This is a genomic window from Pseudomonas rustica, assembly GCF_049959085.1.
Taxonomy (GTDB): domain Bacteria; phylum Pseudomonadota; class Gammaproteobacteria; order Pseudomonadales; family Pseudomonadaceae; genus Aquipseudomonas; species Aquipseudomonas rustica.
The window spans coordinates 5,820,768-5,837,264 of the sequence record NZ_CP188200.1; the positions used below are offsets into that span (position 1 = coordinate 5,820,768).

18 protein-coding genes are annotated in these 16,497 nt (G+C 59.4%); 7 read left to right on the forward strand and 11 right to left on the reverse strand.

Annotated features, from left to right (window positions below; translation table 11 throughout):
• Positions 1-5 precede the first annotated feature (5 nt).
• The 4 genes from ACP3TY_RS26340 to exbB all read right to left on the reverse strand — a co-directional run bounded on the left by ACP3TY_RS26340 (position 6) and on the right by exbB (position 3,269).
• On the reverse strand, positions 6-935 hold the full coding sequence (locus ACP3TY_RS26340) for a hydrogen peroxide-inducible genes activator (protein WP_053125062.1): 930 nt from the start codon (positions 933-935) through the stop codon (positions 6-8).
• Between the two features lie 184 nt (positions 936-1,119).
• The gene (locus ACP3TY_RS26345) at positions 1,120-1,866 is read right to left on the reverse strand and encodes a TonB family protein (protein WP_038359287.1); all 747 of its coding nucleotides are present in this window, start codon (positions 1,864-1,866) and stop codon (positions 1,120-1,122) included.
• The gene (gene exbD / locus ACP3TY_RS26350; RefSeq protein WP_053125060.1) at positions 1,863-2,291 is read right to left on the reverse strand and encodes a TonB system transport protein ExbD; all 429 of its coding nucleotides are present in this window, start codon (positions 2,289-2,291) and stop codon (positions 1,863-1,865) included. Before exbD ends, ACP3TY_RS26345 begins: the two co-directional genes overlap by 4 nt.
• 6 nt (positions 2,292-2,297) lie before the next feature.
• Complete coding sequence (gene exbB, locus ACP3TY_RS26355) at positions 2,298-3,269, reverse strand: tonB-system energizer ExbB (RefSeq protein ID WP_159814414.1); 972 nt, start codon at positions 3,267-3,269, stop codon at positions 2,298-2,300.
• 188 nt (positions 3,270-3,457) lie between these two features.
• Between exbB and ACP3TY_RS26360 the strand changes: the two genes are divergently transcribed.
• A complete protein-coding gene (locus ACP3TY_RS26360; RefSeq protein ID WP_212546232.1) occupies positions 3,458-4,312 on the forward strand; it encodes an SDR family oxidoreductase in 855 nt (284 codons plus the stop codon).
• A gap of 86 nt (positions 4,313-4,398) precedes the next feature.
• On the opposite strand, the gene ACP3TY_RS26365 is transcribed toward ACP3TY_RS26360, so the two are convergent.
• The 6 genes from ACP3TY_RS26365 to ACP3TY_RS26390 all read right to left on the reverse strand — a co-directional run bounded on the left by ACP3TY_RS26365 (position 4,399) and on the right by ACP3TY_RS26390 (position 9,704).
• Positions 4,399-5,139 carry a hypothetical protein gene (locus ACP3TY_RS26365; RefSeq protein ID WP_426618830.1) on the reverse strand — a complete coding sequence of 247 codons (741 nt, stop codon included), beginning with the start codon at positions 5,137-5,139 and terminating at the stop codon, positions 4,399-4,401.
• Between the two features lie 69 nt (positions 5,140-5,208).
• Entirely contained in the window at positions 5,209-5,589 is a 381-nt protein-coding gene (locus tag ACP3TY_RS26370) for a RidA family protein (protein WP_015097371.1), read from the reverse strand.
• A gap of 24 nt (positions 5,590-5,613) precedes the next feature.
• A complete protein-coding gene (gene spoT / locus ACP3TY_RS26375) occupies positions 5,614-7,719 on the reverse strand; it encodes a bifunctional GTP diphosphokinase/guanosine-3',5'-bis pyrophosphate 3'-pyrophosphohydrolase (protein ID WP_016985811.1) in 2,106 nt (701 codons plus the stop codon).
• A 57-nt stretch (positions 7,720-7,776) separates the two neighbouring features.
• Complete coding sequence (gene rpoZ / locus ACP3TY_RS26380; RefSeq protein ID WP_016985812.1) at positions 7,777-8,040, reverse strand: DNA-directed RNA polymerase subunit omega; 264 nt, start codon at positions 8,038-8,040, stop codon at positions 7,777-7,779.
• A gap of 167 nt (positions 8,041-8,207) precedes the next feature.
• Positions 8,208-8,828 carry a guanylate kinase gene (gene gmk / locus ACP3TY_RS26385; RefSeq protein WP_053125052.1) on the reverse strand — a complete coding sequence of 207 codons (621 nt, stop codon included), beginning with the start codon at positions 8,826-8,828 and terminating at the stop codon, positions 8,208-8,210.
• 12 nt (positions 8,829-8,840) lie between these two features.
• Entirely contained in the window at positions 8,841-9,704 is an 864-nt protein-coding gene (locus tag ACP3TY_RS26390; RefSeq protein WP_053125050.1) for a YicC/YloC family endoribonuclease, read from the reverse strand.
• Between the two features lie 270 nt (positions 9,705-9,974).
• Between ACP3TY_RS26390 and rph the strand changes: the two genes are divergently transcribed.
• From rph to gltS, 5 genes are all read left to right on the forward strand, one after another.
• Positions 9,975-10,697 carry a ribonuclease PH gene (gene rph, locus ACP3TY_RS26395; protein WP_016985814.1) on the forward strand — a complete coding sequence of 241 codons (723 nt, stop codon included), beginning with the start codon at positions 9,975-9,977 and terminating at the stop codon, positions 10,695-10,697.
• Between the two features lie 28 nt (positions 10,698-10,725).
• The gene (locus ACP3TY_RS26400) at positions 10,726-11,094 is read left to right on the forward strand and encodes a DUF4870 domain-containing protein (protein ID WP_053125048.1); all 369 of its coding nucleotides are present in this window, start codon (positions 10,726-10,728) and stop codon (positions 11,092-11,094) included.
• A 29-nt stretch (positions 11,095-11,123) separates the two neighbouring features.
• Positions 11,124-12,008 carry a helix-turn-helix domain-containing protein gene (locus ACP3TY_RS26405; RefSeq protein WP_082341505.1) on the forward strand — a complete coding sequence of 295 codons (885 nt, stop codon included), beginning with the start codon at positions 11,124-11,126 and terminating at the stop codon, positions 12,006-12,008.
• Positions 12,009-12,111: 103 nt separating this feature from the next.
• Positions 12,112-13,302 (forward strand): M24 family metallopeptidase, encoded by a 1,191-nt coding sequence (locus ACP3TY_RS26410; RefSeq protein ID WP_426618831.1) that lies wholly within the window; start codon positions 12,112-12,114, stop codon positions 13,300-13,302.
• A gap of 355 nt (positions 13,303-13,657) precedes the next feature.
• A complete protein-coding gene (gene gltS / locus ACP3TY_RS26415; protein WP_282354085.1) occupies positions 13,658-14,866 on the forward strand; it encodes a sodium/glutamate symporter in 1,209 nt (402 codons plus the stop codon).
• Positions 14,867-14,946: 80 nt separating this feature from the next.
• Here gltS and ACP3TY_RS26420 read toward each other — a convergent pair whose 3' ends face one another.
• Complete coding sequence (locus ACP3TY_RS26420) at positions 14,947-15,726, reverse strand: exodeoxyribonuclease III (protein WP_007920349.1); 780 nt, start codon at positions 15,724-15,726, stop codon at positions 14,947-14,949.
• Between the two features lie 82 nt (positions 15,727-15,808).
• Between ACP3TY_RS26420 and pyrE the strand changes: the two genes are divergently transcribed.
• The gene (gene pyrE / locus ACP3TY_RS26425) at positions 15,809-16,453 is read left to right on the forward strand and encodes an orotate phosphoribosyltransferase (protein WP_008078597.1); all 645 of its coding nucleotides are present in this window, start codon (positions 15,809-15,811) and stop codon (positions 16,451-16,453) included.
• The last annotated feature ends 44 nt before the right edge of the window (positions 16,454-16,497 follow it).

The following is a 16,497-nucleotide window of genomic DNA, read 5'->3' on the forward strand; positions in this document are numbered from 1 at the left end:
CTCGCTTAACCGGCCGTAACCGGTGTCGCTGGCTTGGCCACCGAGCACAGGCGAATGGAGTCGGCGAGGATTTCGATGGCTTTCGGCCGTGGGAAACTCGCACGCCAGGCGATGGCCACGGTGCGGAACGGCACCGGTGGCGACAGCGGACGCACTGCGATCACGCCGGGGGCGTAGTGATGGCTGTCAACAGCCGACAACGGCAGGATCGAGATGCCCAGACCGGACGCGACCATGTGGCGAATGGTTTCCAGCGAACTGGATTCGACCGTGGTGTGCTTGGCGCCGTCGCCGCCCTTGGTCAGGGTCGGGCAGGCTTCGAGCACCTGATCGCGGAAGCAGTGACCTTCGCCGAGCAGCAGCAGGCTCTTGTCGTTGAGCAGGCCGGCGTCGATGGTTTCTTTTTTCGTCCACGGGTGCTGGGCCGGCATGAGCACGTAGAACGGCTCGTCGTACAGCGGCAGGGTCAGCACGTCGGCTTCGTTGAACGGCAGGGCGATGATGATCGCGTCGAGTTCGCCGTTGCGCAGTTTGTCGCGCAGCACGTGGGTGAAGTTTTCTTCGATGTACAACGGCATCTGCGGGGCGACCCGGTGCAGTTGTGGAATCAGGTGCGGGAACAGGTACGGGCCGACGGTGTAGATCGCGCCGACTTTCAGCGGTGCGGTCAGCTGATTCTTGCCGGCCTGGGCCAGTTCGCGGATGCCTTGGGCTTGCTCAAGAACTTTCTGCGCCTGGGCGACGATGCCTTCGCCGACCGGGGTCACGCGCACGGCGCTCTTGCTGCGCTCGAAAATCAGCACACCGAGTTCGTCTTCAAGTTTCTTCACGCCCACCGACAGGGTCGGCTGGCTGACGTGGCATTTCTCGGCCGCGTGGCCGAAATGCTGCTCTTGGGCGAGGGTAACGATGTAGCGTAATTCTGTGAGGGTCATAGCAAAGCGTCCATGAAGATGCGGGCCAAGCATACCGGCTGCAATCGATAGACGCACGTTATCAGACTGAGGGCGACATGCGACTACTGCAAAAAGCAAAAGATCGCAGCCTTCGGCAGCTCCTACAGGGAAATGCATTCCAATGTAGGAGCTGCCGAAGGCTGCGATCTTTTGATCTTGCTACTTAACGGCGGCGTTCGAGGGAGTAAACAAACGGTGCAACAATTTCAATCGAGCCGTTGTTCAGCATGTCAGCCGGTGGCTTTGGCAGCGGTTGTGCGCGGCGAATCATTTCCAGGGTAGCCCGGTCAAGATCAGCGTTGCCAGAGCGGCCCACCAGTTCGAATGACAGCACGTTACCTTCGGCATCCACCACGAAACGCAGACGGTTCAAACCTTCCTTGCCGCGTGCCTGAGCACTGGCCGGGTACTTTTTGTACTTGGCCAAATGCGCGAGCAGGGTGCCTTGCCAGCTGGCTTTGGCAGCCATTTGGGCCGGCGACGGGCCTGGTGCAGGCTGGGCGGATTTCTCCGTTGGTGCCTGAGTCGGCTGGGTGTCGGCCGGTTTTTCCTCGGAAGGTTTTTCCTTCGGCGGATCGGGCAGCTTCTTCTCGACCGGCTTCGGCGGTTTAGGCTTGGGCTTCGGTTTGGGTTTCTGCACCGCGATTTCAGCTTTCGGGGCTTCGGCCAGTTTCGGAATCGGCAACTCTTCAACCGGAGCCGGTGGCTGCGGCGGTGTGACGACTTTCGGCGGAGCAGGCGGTGGCGGGGCCGGAACCGGGGCCAGCTCGACCATCATTGCCTGCGGCGGCAATTCGATGGGCGGGCGGGCGGTCCAGTTCAGCGCCAGCGCGATGGCCAGCGCATGAACGCCCAGCACCACGGCCAGGCTACCGCTGTAACGCGTCAGCTTATGGCGCGTCGTGATCATTTCTTGGCTGCCGTCTCAAGTCCTACCAGGCCGACCTTCAGGTAACCGGCGGAACGCAGGTTATCCATCACGCTCATCAGGTCGCCGTAATCCACGCCTTTGTCAGCCTGGAAGAAGATGGTGGTGTCTTTCTTGCCCTTGGTTCTGGCGTCGAGGGTGGCGCCCAGTGCTTCGGGCTTCACTTCGTCTTCGCCGAGGAACAGACGCTGATCAGCTTTTACGCTGAGGAACACCGGTTTCTCTGGCCGCGGCGCCGGTTTGGCGGTCGAGGCAGGCAGGTCGACTTTGATGTCCACAGTGGCCAACGGAGCAGCCACCATGAAGATGATCAACAGCACCAGCATCACGTCGATAAACGGCGTGACGTTGATTTCGTGGTTCTCGGCCAGATCGTCGTCTGCGCCTTCTTTCAAATGCAGGCCCATGGCCGATTACCCCACTTTAACCATGTGCGGCTGCGAGCTGCGCTCAGGCTGGTGGTCGAGGTCGCGGCTGACCAGCAACAGGACTTCTGCCGAAGCATCGGAAACCTGCGCCTTGTAACCGGCGATCGAGCGGGCGAACACGTTGTAGATCACAACCGCTGGAATCGCTGCAACCAGACCCAGTGCGGTGGCCAGCAGGGCTTCAGCAATACCCGGTGCAACAACGGCGAGGTTGGTGGTCTGGGTTTTGGCGATGCCGATGAAGGAGTTCATGATGCCCCACACGGTACCGAACAGGCCGACAAACGGCGCGGTGGAACCGATGGTGGCGAGGACGCCGGTGCCGCTGCTCATGTTACGACCGCAGGCTGCAACCAGACGCTCAAGGCGGAAGCTGACGCGTTCCTTGATACCTTCTTTCTCGCGGCTGTTGACCGACAGGCGCATCTCTTCCAGTGCGTCGTGCACCAGCAGGTTGGCGAGGGTGCCTTCCTTGCCGGCCGTGGCGCTGGCTTCTTTAAGGGTGGTGGCTTTCTTCAGGGCGGCGATTTCGCCACGCAGACGACGCTTGGCGCCCATCAGCTCAAAGCCTTTGGCGATCCAGATGGTCCAGGTGATGATGGACGCGATGGCCAGACCGATCATCACGATTTTGACGATGATGTCAGCGTTCTGGTACATGCCCCACGGCGACAGGTCGTGGGCCATGCCCAGCGTGTTGTCGGCTTCGAGAACTTCAGGAACGTCGGCAGCGTCTACCGCTTGCACTGGATCGGTTGCAGTCGGTGCGGCAGCCGGGGCGGTGGCAGGCGCGTCAGCAGCAGGAGCGTGCTGTTCGGTCGCGGCCGGTGCGGCTGGCGCTTGCGCGTCGGCGAACGCGGCGGTCGGTGCCAGCATCAGGCTGAGCAGCAGAGCCGCCACTGCGCTCCAGGCGCGAGGTCGTTGGGTTGGCGAAGCGGGGATTTGATTACGTGTCATGCTGGCCGGACCTGAGATAGAAAAACGATGATGCTCTTCCAGGCCTCGTGAGGCCGAGAACAAAAGTGGCAGGCATTATTGCAAGTAATTCTTGTTAACAAAAGTAATAGAGTATCTTTTTTTCCTTGATTGCTAGCCGCTCGTCACTCGCCGGGCCTAGTCTGTCGCTTTCCGATGGGAGTTTTCTGATGTCTGCGCCTTCTGTTCTGATTGCCGGTTGTGGCGATATTGGTAGTCGTCTGGCCACGCAATTGCTGGCCGCTGGCTGGGAAGTCCATGGCTTGCGCCGGGATGTGTCACGTTTGCCTGAGGGTGTCATTGGTGTTGCCGGGGATCTCTTTAATGAAGATTGCCCAGACACCTGGCCGATCGGTGCGGTGGATTACCTGGTGTATTGCGCTGCTGCGACCAATCACGATGAAGCCGGGTACCGCGCGGCTTATGTGCAGGGTTTGCAGAATGTGTTGAGCTGGCTGGATGACTATGGCCAGGTGCCGGAGCGGCTGTTGTTTGTATCCAGCAGCAGTGTTTATGGTCAGATGGATGGCGAGTGGGTGGACGAGACCTCAGCGACAGTGGCCAGCGGTTTCTCCGGACGGTTGATGCTTGAGGCTGAGCAAGTCGCGCTCAAGAGCGGCATCCCGGCGAGCATCCTGCGCCTGACCGGTATTTACGGCCCTGGCCGCGAGCGTCTGCTGACGCAGGTTCGCGAGGGTTATCGCGTCGCCGTCGAACCACCGCTATATGGCAATCGCATTCACGCGGATGACGCGGCGGGTCTGCTGAAGTTTTTGCTCGAGGCGGATCGGCAGGGGACTGCGCTGGAGAACATCTACATCGGCGTCGACAATGCACCGGCACCGTTGGCCGAAGTGGTCGACTGGTTACGCGAGTATCTGGGTGTGACCGAGTGGGCGGCAGAGGCGAGCGTGCGGCGCACGGGCAGCAAGCGCTGCAGCAATGCCCGGGCAAAGGCCCTCGGCTGGACGCCAACATACCCAAGCTACCGCGAAGGCTACGCCGCGATCCTAGAAGGCCGCTAAAAGCAAAAGATCGCAGCCTTCGGCAGCTCCTGCATTGGAATACGTTTCCTGTAGGAGCTGCCGAAGGCTGCGATCTTTTCAGCGGTTTACTGTTTCTCGAGCAACCACTTGCGAGCACCCGGTGTGAACTGCGGCTGTTCATCCGCCAGCGCCGAGTTCACCGCTTGCAGGATTTCCAGCTCTTTGCCCTTGCGCACAAAGATCCAGTTATTACCCTGACCGTTCTGCTGCAGCCACATGCTGTCGTTGCCGTTGCTCATCGACGCGCAATCGCCCGCCAGGCACAGCGCATATCGATCGGCACCCGGCAAACCGGACACCTGGCCATCGGCCTGGAATTGCACGGTGGCGCCTTCGCCCTCACCGCTGGTGATTTTCCAGCTGCCGCCCATGTAGGAGGAATACAGCGCACGCTCGAAACTCGCACCGATCGGCGCGCCTTCCGGTACCGGAATCGGTGCGCGATCGAACAGTTGCTCGGGTTCGTTATCGCCGGCGGCCTGTTGCAGTTGGCTGCCGTCACGTTTCAACGCGCTGGCGGAGCTGCCGTAGAAGTCGACTTTCCAGGTGCCGGACTCTTCGCCCAGCAGCCGTCCTTCGACGTTCTCAAAACCGTTGGTGTAGCGGGCCTGACTGGCCTTGGTGTTGACGTCCCACTCAAGGTTCGGGCCGTAAGCCTGAAGTGCTTCGCGCAGGGGGCCGCCCTTGGCTGCAGCATTGATCGCCACCTGATTGATCCAGGTGCCGCTGATGTCACGGTCGGCAGGGTTGCTGGCGCAGCCGCCGAGGAGGAGGGCGAGCAGCGGAAGAGCTAGCGCTTTGCGCATGGTGGAATCCTTTCAAAACCTTTTCTTGCAGAGCAGTCGGCGCGGCGTTTGAAGGCCGCGCCGTGCGCATCACTCGATGACCAGAATGGCATCCATTTCAACCTGCGAACCCTTTGGCAGGGCAGCAACGCCGATGGCGGCGCGGGCCGGGTACGGCTGGTCGAAGTATTTGCCCATGATCTCGTTGACCTTGGCGAAGTGGCTCAGGTCGGTGAGGAAGATGTTCAGTTTGACGATGTCTTTGAACGAACCACCGGCGGCTTCAGCCACGGCTTTGAGGTTCTCGAACACCTGGATGGTCTGGGCTTCGAAGCCTTCAACCAGTTCCATGGTTTTTGGGTCCAGAGGAATCTGACCCGACATGTAAACAGTGTTGCCGGCCTTGATCGCCTGGGAGTAAGTACCGATGGCGGCCGGGGCCTTGTCGCTGGTGATAACAGTCTTGGTCATGTAGGACTCCTTGTTAGGGTTGCGTTATGCACGCATGCGGGTGATGCGGATCACCCCGGTCAAGGCGCGCAGTTTCTTGATCACGCGGGCCAGGTGCACTCGGTCGTGGACGCTGACCACCAACTGGACAACGCTGATGCGACCATCGCGTTCGTCCATGCTGATTTTCTCGATATTGCCGTCGGCTGCGTTGACGCTGCTGGCCAGCAGAGCGATCAGGCCGCGCTGGTGTTCCAGCTCGACGCGCAGTTCGACGTTGAATTCGCCGGTGACATCCTTGGCCCACGAGAGCTGGATGCATTTTTCCGGGTTGTGCCGGATTTCGCTGATGTTGCGGCAGTTGTCCAGGTGCACGACCATGCCTTTGCCCGCCGACAGGTGCCCGACAATCGGGTCGCCCGGGATCGGCGTGCAGCACTTGGCGTAGCTCAGTACCAGACCTTCGGTGCCGCGAATCGCCAGCGGGCCTTCCGGGCTTGGCAACTGTTCGCCTTCGCCGAGCAGGCGGCGGGCGACGACGTAGGCCATGCGGTTGCCCAGGCCAATGTCTTCAAGCAAATCTTCGATCAGTTCGAGGCGGTACTCGGTGAGCATCGCTTTGACGCGTTCGGCCTGGACTTTCTCCAGCGAACTGTCGAAACCGTTTAGCACCTTGTTCAGCAGGCGTTCGCCGAGGCTGATGGACTCGGAACGGCGCTGCAGTTTCAGCGCATGGCGGATGTGCGTACGCGCCTTGCCGGTCACCACGAAATTCAGCCATGCCGGATTTGGACGAGCGCCGGGGGCGCTGACGATCTCGACCGTGGAGCCGCTTTGCAGCGGTTCGGACAGCGGTGCGAGACGACGGTTGATCCGGCAGGCGATGCAGCTGTTGCCGACGTCGGTGTGTACCGCGTAAGCAAAGTCGACCGCCGTGGAGCCTTTCGGCAGCTCCATGATCCGGCCTTTCGGCGTGAACACGTAGACCTCGTCCGGGAACAGGTCGATCTTCACGCTCTCGATGAATTCCAGCGAGTTGCCGGCCCGTTGCTGCATTTCCAGCACGCCTTTGACCCACTGACGGGCGCGGGCGTGAGTGCCTTTCGGCTGCTCGTCACCACTGGATTTATACAGCCAATGGGCGGCGATGCCGTTGTTGGCCATCTCTTCCATTTCGCGGGTACGGATCTGAATCTCGATCGGTACACCGTGCATGCCGAACAGCGTGGTATGCAGCGACTGATAGCCGTTGGCTTTAGGGATCGCGATGTAATCCTTGAAGCGCCCCGGCAACGGTTTGTACAAATTATGTACAGCGCCTAGCACGCGATAGCAGGTATCGACCTTGTCGACGATGATCCGGAACGCGTAGACGTCCATGATCTCGTTGAAGGCCCGACGCTTGCCGCGCATTTTCTTGTAGATGCCGTAGAGATGTTTCTGACGACCGCTGACTTCGCCCTGGATGCCGTCGATAGCGAGGCAATGGCCAAGGGATTCTTCGATCTTGTTGACGATTTCCTTGCGGTTGCCCCGGGCGCGCTTGACCGCCTGGTAGATCCGCGCGGAACGCATCGGGTGCATGGCCTTGAAGCCGAGGTCTTCGAATTCGATGCGGATCGCATGCATGCCCAGCCGGTTGGCGATGGGCGCGTAGATTTCGAGGGTTTCCTTGGCGATGCGCCGGCGTTTTTCGCCGGACAGCACTTCCAGCGTGCGCATGTTGTGCAGGCGGTCGGCGAGTTTGACCAGGATCACGCGAATGTCGCGCGCCATGGCCATGGCCATTTTCTGGAAGTTTTCGGCTTGGGCTTCGGCCTTGGTCTCGAAATTCATCTGGGTCAGTTTGCTGACCCCGTCGACCAGTTCGGCCACGGTTTCACCGAACTGCGCTTGCAGCGCTTCTTTGGCGATACCGGTGTCTTCGATCACGTCATGCAGCATCGCGGCCATCAGGCTCTGATGATCCATGTGCATGTCGGCAAGAATATTGGCCACGGCAAGAGGATGCGTGACGTACGCCTCGCCGCTGCGACGGCGTTGACCGTCATGGGCTTGTTCGGCGTAGAAATACGCTCGGCGGACCAGGTTGACCTGGTCGTTGCCGAGGTAGGTCGATAAGCGATCGGCGAGGGCGTCTATGCTCGGCATGATGATTCCTGCCGTAAGCTGTGATCCCGCGCCGTGCTACGTCGACCAGGCATAGGCTTAGACGGCCTCGTTGGACTCGTCCTCGAACGCTGCGAACAGCGGCTCATCCTGGACGATTTCTTGCTCGGCGATGAACTCGTAGCTCATCAGGCCTTCAGCAATTTCACGCAGCGCTACAACGGTAGGCTTGTCGTTTTCCCACTGAACCAGTGGCTCTTTGCCGCCGGTGGCCAGTTGACGGGCACGTTTGGTAGAGAGCATGACCAGCTCAAAACGGTTTTCCACGTGGTTCAGGCAGTCTTCAACGGTTACGCGGGCCATGGTATTCCTCGGAGCGAATGCAATATGCGCGCTGCCCGGTTGGGCGAGCGGACTCAACAGTTTAAAAAATCACCAGCGATTAGGGAAGCGCTGATTTTTTAACCAAGCCCTTCAACGCGCTGCAAGTGCCAATGTAAAGCGCTTGCAGGCCTTTTGGGAAGTGCTGATTAACCGAGCAATTCGGCCAGCAATTTGCCGTGAAGCTGTTGCTGACGCTTCTGAATGAGCTGATTGGCGCGGAAAATCGCCTTCAGGTCGTCCAGCGCGTGGGCGAAATCGTCGTTGATGATCAGGTAGTCGTAGTCGACGTAATGGCTCATTTCGCTGACCGCTTCACGCATGCGGCCGTCGATGATTTCGTCGCTGTCCTGACCACGGTTGGTCAAACGCGAATGCAGTGCTTGCAGCGATGGCGGCAGAATGAAGATCGAGCGCGCCTGCGGCATCAGCTTGCGCACTTGCTCGGCGCCTTGCCAGTCGATTTCCAGAATCAGGTCGTGACCCGCGTCGAGGGTTTGCTGCAGATGGCTTTGCGAGGTGCCGTAGAGGTTGCCGAAAACTTCGGCGCGCTCAAGGAAATCGCCGTGTTCGCCCATCTTCACAAACGCTTCGCGCGTCACGAAGTGATAGTTCACGCCGTCGACTTCGCCCGGACGCATGGCGCGGGTGGTGTGCGAAACCGAAACGCGGATCTCCGCGTTGGCGTCGGTCAAAGCCTTGACCAGACTGCTCTTGCCCGCGCCCGAAGGGGCGGAAATGATGTACAGGGTGCCGGTGCTGTGGGTCATGTCGGGGTTGCCTTACTCAATATTCTGCACTTGTTCGCGCATCTGCTCGATCAACACCTTGAGGTTGACGGCGGCTTGGGTGCTGCGCGGATCAAAGGCCTTGGAGCCCAATGTGTTGGCTTCGCGGTTGAGCTCCTGCATCAGGAAGTCCAGGCGACGCCCGGCTGCACCGCCGGACTTGAGCACCCGGCGCACTTCGATGATGTGGGTGCTCAGGCGATCCAGTTCTTCGGCCACGTCGCTCTTTTGCGCGAGGATGACCATTTCCTGTTCCAGACGCTGCGGATCCAGCTCGGCCTTCATGTCGGCGAAGCGGTCGAGGACTTTCTGGCGTTGGGTCGCGAGCATCTGCGGCACCAGTTCACGCAGGGTCACGACGTCTGCTTCGATCGATGTCAGGCGCTCGTTGATCAACCGGGCCAGCTCCGCGCCTTCGCGCTCGCGGCCAGCCTTCAACTCTTTCAGACCTTGATTGAACAGGGCCAGCGCTTCGGCGTTCAGCGCCTGCGGATCGGTTGCATCGCCGACCAGCACGCCAGGCCAGGCCAGGACTTCCAGCGGGTTCAGCGCTGCCGGGTTTTTGATCAGACCCGCGATGGTTTCCGCGGCAGCGACCAGTTGCGCGGCGCGCTCGCGGTCGATTTGCAGCGCTTTGCCGGTGCTTTCTTCGGTGAAACGCAGGGTGCATTCCAGTTTGCCCCGCGACAGGCCCTGACGCAGCGCTTCACGCACCGCGCCTTCGAGGTCGCGAAAGGTTTCCGGCAAGCGCAGGTGCGGTTCCAGATAGCGACTGTTGACCGAGCGCAGTTCCCAGCTCAGGGTGCCCTGTACGCCGGCTTTCTCGACGCGGGCGAAGGCGGTCATGCTGTGCACCATGGCGGTAACCTCGCAATGCAGATCGGCGCGAAACCTGGGTTCCGCAAGCGCGATATCAATGAATTTATGCCGACTGGCAGCAAAGGCGCAGGATTGTAGCGCAGTGCGGCGAATGCGCCCAAACACACGGTGTGACAAAGGGCTGCAGCCCGTCGGTAATGCGTGTTTCAGGGCCTTCGGTCGTCGGCTCGAATTTTTAACCCGTGCCCAGTCGCGGTGCACCGCTCTATAATGCTCGGCAGTTTTCCGTCCTCAGTACAGGTATCTCCTATGAAACGTCCAAGTGGTCGCGCTGCCGATCAGCTCCGCTCGATCCGCATTACCCGCAACTACACCAAACACGCCGAAGGATCGGTGCTGGTCGAATTCGGTGATACCAAAGTCATCTGCACCGTCAGCGTCGAAAACGGCGTGCCGCGTTTCCTCAAAGGTCAGGGCCAGGGTTGGTTGACCGCCGAGTACGGCATGCTGCCGCGCGCCACTGGCGAGCGTAACCAGCGTGAAGCGAGCCGTGGCAAGCAGGGCGGTCGCACTCTGGAAATCCAGCGCCTGATCGGCCGTTCCCTGCGCGCTGCGCTGGACATGTCCAAGCTGGGCGACGTCACCCTGTACGTCGACTGCGACGTGATCCAGGCTGACGGCGGCACCCGCACTGCATCCATCACCGGCGCCATGGTCGCTCTGGTTGATGCGCTGAAAGTAATCAAGAAGCGCGGCGGCCTGAAAGGCGGCGACCCGCTCAAGCAAATGATCGGCGCGGTGTCGGTCGGCATGTATCAGGGCGAAGCGGTACTGGATCTGGACTATCTTGAAGATTCCGCTGCCGAGACCGACCTCAACGTCGTGATGACCAGCACCGGTGGTTTCATCGAAGTGCAGGGCACCGCTGAAGGCGCGCCGTTCCAGCCGGAAGACCTCAACGCCATGCTGGAACTGGCCAAGCAAGGCATGAACGAGATTTTCGAACTGCAGAAGGCCGCACTGGCTGACTGAGCAGGTTCATAACCGCAAGGAGAGTGCGATGAGTGACGAGCAAGCGCTGCTGCCCAAACCGAGCCAGGAGGTTCGTCAATGGGCGATGTTTTGTCACTTGTCCGCTTTGCTGGGGATCTGGATTCCGTTCGGTAACCTGATCGGGCCGTTGATTCTCTGGCAGATGAAGCGTGAAAAGGATCCGTTTATCGATGCCCAGGGCAAAGAGGCGCTGAATTTTCAGATCACTGTCGCGATTGCGTCGTTGATCTGCTTCCTGCTGATGCTGTTGCTCATTGGCTTCGTCCTGATCGTGATACTGGGCATCGGCGCACTGGTGCTGACGATCATTGCCGGGGTGAAGGCCAACGAAGGCTATCCGTACCGGTATCCGTTTACCTGGCGGTTGATCAAGTAGGCTCGCGGGCCTGACAGGCGGAGTGCGCAATGGCTCAGCCGGTCTTTCCTTCTATCGAGCAGCAGACCGAGGAATGGCGGATGAAACCCGCCGCTGTGCTGACGGATCTGCAATCGACCGGCGCTGCGGTGTTCCGCTGGCAGCGTTCATCCACAGACAGCTATCACTTTGAACGCACTGAACCGCGCGAGCATGTTTTGCTCAGCGTGATGCTTGCGCCCATGCAGTCGCGCGCCGCTGTTGGCGGCCGGCAGGTGTGGGATGGGCAGATTCACAGTGGTCAGGTGCGATTGCTGCAGCCCAGCCAATCCGCGAGCTGGGACACGCGTAGCGCTTTCGACATCCTTCATGTGCATTTGCCAATGCCGGCGTTGACCGCTGCGGCGCAGGAGCAAGGATTGAGCTTCGCCGGATTTCGCGGAACGCATCAGCCGCTGTATCAAAACGACAGAGTGGCTCATTTGCTGGCCCGGCAATTGGCGCTGTCCATCGGTGACAACAGTCGGGGCGCCCGTGAGCAGGCGGATCTAAGCGTTCAGGTATTGATTGCTCATTTATTGAACAGTTATGAGCTTTCGAGCACCCAGCCAAGAGTTGCCAGCCAAGGCCTGATGGATGCCTTGCGCTACATCGAGCGTCACCCCTGCGAAAAGCTCTGCATTGCCCGGTTGGCGGCAATTGCGGCGATGAGTGAATTCCACTTCGCTCGCGAATTCAAACGCGCCTTTGGCACTTCACCGCATGCCCACGTACTGGTTGTGCGCCTGCAACGGGCGCGCAACGCTTTGGAAAACTCCGCCAAGACTATTTTGGAAATTGCCCTGGAATCCGGGTTTGCCGACTCCAGCCATTTCGCCCGAGTCTTTCGTAAAGCCTATGGCATCAGCCCGAAGGATTTTCGCCAGTCCCGATAAAACTCGTGAGCAAGAAAGTACCGGCAATTGAGCAAGGATCGGCGCGACGTCAGCTCTGCCCTCGTTGAACACTGTCCGCACTTCAACGACACGGAGCCAGCCAATGGCACACCTCGGACACGCTGTGCGCGACTATCGCCTGCAACTCATGTACTCGCTGATGGATCGCGAAGGCTTTGATGCTTTGCTGTTCACCCAGGCCGACTTCTTCCAGTTTGCGACCAACTTCAATACCGACGTCGAGACGTGGGAACGGCCAATTCTGTGCGTCGTACCGAGGAACGGCGCGCCGTTTGTGATCGCTCATGAGCTATCGACGCATCATTGGCGTTTCACCAAAGAAGCCGGGCATCTTTGGATCGAGGATGCGCGTTTCTATGCCGAGCATCCGCGTGTGCAAAATCGCCTGCCCTTGGTCAGTCAGTGGAGTGAGCTGGTCGCCCAATCTTTGCGCGATGCCGGGCTGCATCGGTCGCGCATTGGCGTCGATGCGATCACGGCGCCGCTGGTTCGCGTCGGTACTTTGCTGCCATCGTTGGTGCTGCAAAACGCGACCGAAGAGTGCCGCACGTTGCGGCTAGTCAAGCATGCCGAAGAGATCCAACTGATGCGCGAAGCCTGTGCGTTGACGGATTGGTTGCAGGATCGCTACCGGGAAAACATCCGTCCCGGACGGCTGGTGCAGGAGCTGGACATGAGCATGGCGGCACTGTTTGTCGAAGAAGCGGCCAATCGATTCCCCGGAGAGGATGTGCAGTGCATCGAGTTTTTCACCCTGTCCGGCCCGGCGAGCTGTGCACCCCACGGCGATGGTCGGCAGTGCGGCGCGCGGATCGAGAAGGGTCATGGTCTGGTGAACATCATCATTCCGCGTATCAACGGTCTGATCATCGAGAACGAGCGCACCTGGTTTTGCGGCAAGCCATCGGCGCGGCAGGTCCAGTTGTATGAGGCGGCGCGGGAAGCCAATGAGGCGGCGTGCGAAGCGGCGGTGACGGGCAATCCGGTTTGCGCGATTGATGCGGCGGCTCAAGGGGTTTTCGAGCGGCATGGAGTGGCGGACTTGATCATCCATCGTACGGGCCATGGACTTGGGCTGGTCGGCCATGAGTTTCCCCACGACATGGCGTTCAATACGCGACCGCTGATGAGTGGCGAAGTGTATTCGGCTGAGCCGGGGATTTTTCAGTGGGGGCTGGGTGGCTTTCGGATCGACGACACGGTGGTGATTGGCGACACGCCAGACATCCTGACGCGCGCGCCCCGAGACATCTCCAGTCAGACCATTCTCTGATTAATAAAAATTCCCGTGTTTCACCTACGGGCATTTACATGAATGCAACGGGATTAGTTTCTTTGGGATGTAGGATTAATCTATTGCCGATGAATGGTAGTCATCTAGTTATATATTTTTCGCTCTTACATGTTTAGTCACAACTGCGCTGCCTTGGTGCTGGCTCCGTCCTTGGCATCGGCAATCGACGATTGTTAAAGTTGCCCGGCGTTATGTTTCTCTTGAAATATTTCGATATATTCAAGCCATCGAAGGTTCTTGAATTCCACAGCAATCAGTGTTGAGACAATCAGCCGATTCACGGCGCGCGCTCAGGAAAAGAGCTCGTCCCTGAATATAGCCAAGAATAATCAAAATGATTCAGCTCGATTTTTACGGAACACTCGTGGCCGCTTCCTTAGTACTTTTGCTGGGGCGTGGTTTAGTTACTCGCGTTGGATTTCTGCGCAATTACAATATTCCCGAACCGGTTGCCGGGGGTCTGGTAGTCGCATTGGTTCTGTTGTTAATGCGAACGCTGGATATTGAAGTGCGCTTCGATACTTCGCTGCAAACGCCTTTGATGTTGGCGTTCTTTGCCACCATTGGTTTGAGTGCAGACTTCGCCAGCCTGAGAAAGGGCGGGCGCGTGGTGGGGATATTTCTGTTGGCGGTCGCCGGGCTGCTGGTGGTGCAGAACGCGATGGGCATCGGCCTCGCGACAATGCTCGGGCTTGACCCGCTGATGGGCCTGTTGACCGGTTCGATCACTCTGGCGGGCGGTCACGGCACCGGCGCTGCGTGGGGCACGGTGTTCAGTGAGAAATACGGTTTGGCTTCTGCCTCTGAACTGGCGATCGCCTCGGCGACTTTTGGTCTGGTGCTGGGCGGTTTGATTGGTGGGCCGGTGGCTCGCCTGTTGATCAAACGGGTTGAGGTGCCCGGTTGCCAGAATCAGCAAGCGCCACGGCTCCCCAAGGGTTTTGAACAGCCGAACAAAGAGCGCTCGATAACGCCGTTTTCGTTTATCGAAACACTGGCCCTGATCGCGGTCAGCCTTCTGGTCGGCAATCTGCTGAACGGTTGGCTGCAAGGCAGTGCGCTCGAGTTGCCGACCTTTGTTTGTGTGCTGTTTGTCGGTGTGTTGCTGCGCAACGGTCTCTCGGCGCTGGGCCTGTATCAGGTGTTCGAGCGGGAAGTGTCGGTGTTGGGCAATGTTAGCCTGTCGCTGTTCTTGGCGATTGCCTTGATGTCGCTGAAGCTGTGGGATCTGGCGGCGCTGGCGTTACCGATCTTCATCATTCTGGCGGTGCAGACCTTGGTCATGGCGCTGTTTGCGATTTTCGTGACGTTCCGCATGATGGGCCGCAACTACGATGCGGCGGTGCTGGCCGCAGGGCATTGCGGTTTTGGTCTCGGTGCCACGCCGACGGCGATCGCCAACATGCAGGCGGTGACGCAGCGTTACGGGCCTTCGCAGATTGCGTTTCTGGTGGTGCCGATGGTTGGTGCGTTCTTCATCGACATCATTAACGTCATCGTGATCAAGCTGTATCTGGCCCTGCCGATGTTTGTCGCGCTCTGAGGTTCAGCCCGCTTTAGGCTGGCGCACAAAAAATGCCCGTATCTCGCGATACGGGCATTTTTTTGACTGCGAAACGACGCTTAGATGGTCAGCGTCCAGTCGTAGTCGACGATCAGCGGTGCGTGCTGCGAGAACCGTGGCTGACGTGGCAGACGTGCGCTGCGTACAAAGCGGCGCAGGCCCGGGGTCAGGATCTGGTAGTCGAAGCGCCAGCCCAGATTGAGCATCTCGGCCTGTTCGTTATCCGGCCACCAGCTGTACTGGTCGCCTTCACGGCTGACTTCGCGCAGGGCATCGACATAACCCATGTTGCCGACAATCTCGTCCATCCAGGCGCGTTCCGGCGCCAGGAAGCCCGGGGATTGCTGGCTGTCGCGCCAGTTCTTGATGTCGAGCTTCTGCTGCGCCACGTACAGCGAGCCACAATAAATGTACTCGCGGCGTTTGCGTCGCTGTTTGTCCAGGTACTTGCCGAAGTCGTCCATGAGCTTGAACTTCTGGTTCAAGTCCTCATCGCCGTTCATCCCCGAAGGGAGCAGCAAGGTGGCAATACTGACTTTGTCGAAATCTGCTTGCAGGTAGCGCCCGTAGCGGTCGGCCGTCTCGAAACCGAGACCGCTGATGACAGCCTTCGGTTGCAACCGCGAATACAAAGCCACGCCGCCTTGGGCAGGGACTTCAGCATCGCAGGCATAAAGGAAGTAGCCATCCAGTTGGAAGGCTGGGTCATCCAGTTCAAAGGCGGAGGCACGGGTGTCCTGCAGGCAGATGACGTCGGCATTCTGAGCTTGCAGCCAACTGAGCAAACCGCGCTCGACTGCCGCCTGAATACCATTGACGTTCACACTGATGATCCGCATAAATGGCCCCAAAAATCGCGTGCGTGTATGATACACGGCGTCAAGCTAATTAGCTAAATCCGTGGTATTTGGGGTTTTTTTCATGCAAGCGTATCAGCGCGATTTCATTCGTTTTGCCATCGATCGCGGCGTTTTGCGCTTCGGTGAGTTCACCCTGAAGTCCGGGCGCACCAGTCCTTACTTCTTTAACGCCGGCCTGTTCAACTCGGGCTCGGCCCTGGCGCAACTGGGGCGTTTCTACGCCGCAGCCATCGCTGAAAGCGGCATTCCCTTCGACGTTCTGTTCGGCCCGGCCTACAAAGGCATCCCGCTGGCGGCCACCACCGCCGTCGCATTGGCCGAGCATCACGACCGTGACCTGCCATGGTGCTTCAACCGCAAGGAAGCCAAGGCCCACGGCGAAGGCGGCAGCCTCGTTGGCGCGCCGCTGACCGGCGACGTGCTGATCATCGACGACGTGATCACCGCTGGCACCGCGATCCGTGAAGTGATGCAAATCATTGCTTCGCAGGACGGCGCCAAGGCTGCCGGCGTGCTGATCGCGCTGAACCGTCAGGAGCGTGGCAATGGCGAGTTGTCGGCGATTCAGGAGGTCGAGCGTGATTTCGGTATCCCGGTGATCAGCATTGTTTCGCTGAATCAGGTGCTGGAGTTCCTCGCGGATGATCCACAGCTCAAGCAACATCTGCCAGCCGTGGAAGCGTACCGCGCCCAGTTTGGCGTCTGATACGACATCATTCTGTAGGAGCTGCCGGAGGCTGCGATCTTTTG

Coding starts and splice junctions, on each gene's coding strand:
- pyrE (WP_008078597.1), top strand. CDS start 15,809: ATGCAAGCGTATCAGCGCGATTTCATTCGTTTTGCCATCGATCGCGGC.
- rph (WP_016985814.1), top strand. CDS start 9,975: ATGAAACGTCCAAGTGGTCGCGCTGCCGATCAGCTCCGCTCGATCCGC.
- ACP3TY_RS26370 (WP_015097371.1), bottom strand. CDS start 5,589: ATGACCAAGACTGTTATCACCAGCGACAAGGCCCCGGCCGCCATCGGT.
- ACP3TY_RS26400 (WP_053125048.1), top strand. CDS start 10,726: ATGAGTGACGAGCAAGCGCTGCTGCCCAAACCGAGCCAGGAGGTTCGT.
- exbB (WP_159814414.1), bottom strand. CDS start 3,269: ATGACACGTAATCAAATCCCCGCTTCGCCAACCCAACGACCTCGCGCC.
- ACP3TY_RS26365 (WP_426618830.1), bottom strand. CDS start 5,139: ATGCGCAAAGCGCTAGCTCTTCCGCTGCTCGCCCTCCTCCTCGGCGGC.
- gltS (WP_282354085.1), top strand. CDS start 13,658: ATGATTCAGCTCGATTTTTACGGAACACTCGTGGCCGCTTCCTTAGTA.
- ACP3TY_RS26410 (WP_426618831.1), top strand. CDS start 12,112: ATGGCACACCTCGGACACGCTGTGCGCGACTATCGCCTGCAACTCATG.
- exbD (WP_053125060.1), bottom strand. CDS start 2,291: ATGGGCCTGCATTTGAAAGAAGGCGCAGACGACGATCTGGCCGAGAAC.
- ACP3TY_RS26390 (WP_053125050.1), bottom strand. CDS start 9,704: ATGGTGCACAGCATGACCGCCTTCGCCCGCGTCGAGAAAGCCGGCGTA.
- spoT (WP_016985811.1), bottom strand. CDS start 7,719: ATGCCGAGCATAGACGCCCTCGCCGATCGCTTATCGACCTACCTCGGC.
- ACP3TY_RS26420 (WP_007920349.1), bottom strand. CDS start 15,726: ATGCGGATCATCAGTGTGAACGTCAATGGTATTCAGGCGGCAGTCGAG.
- ACP3TY_RS26340 (WP_053125062.1), bottom strand. CDS start 935: ATGACCCTCACAGAATTACGCTACATCGTTACCCTCGCCCAAGAGCAG.
- ACP3TY_RS26345 (WP_038359287.1), bottom strand. CDS start 1,866: ATGATCACGACGCGCCATAAGCTGACGCGTTACAGCGGTAGCCTGGCC.
- rpoZ (WP_016985812.1), bottom strand. CDS start 8,040: ATGGCCCGCGTAACCGTTGAAGACTGCCTGAACCACGTGGAAAACCGT.
- ACP3TY_RS26405 (WP_082341505.1), top strand. CDS start 11,124: ATGGCTCAGCCGGTCTTTCCTTCTATCGAGCAGCAGACCGAGGAATGG.
- ACP3TY_RS26360 (WP_212546232.1), top strand. CDS start 3,458: ATGTCTGCGCCTTCTGTTCTGATTGCCGGTTGTGGCGATATTGGTAGT.
- gmk (WP_053125052.1), bottom strand. CDS start 8,828: ATGACCCACAGCACCGGCACCCTGTACATCATTTCCGCCCCTTCGGGC.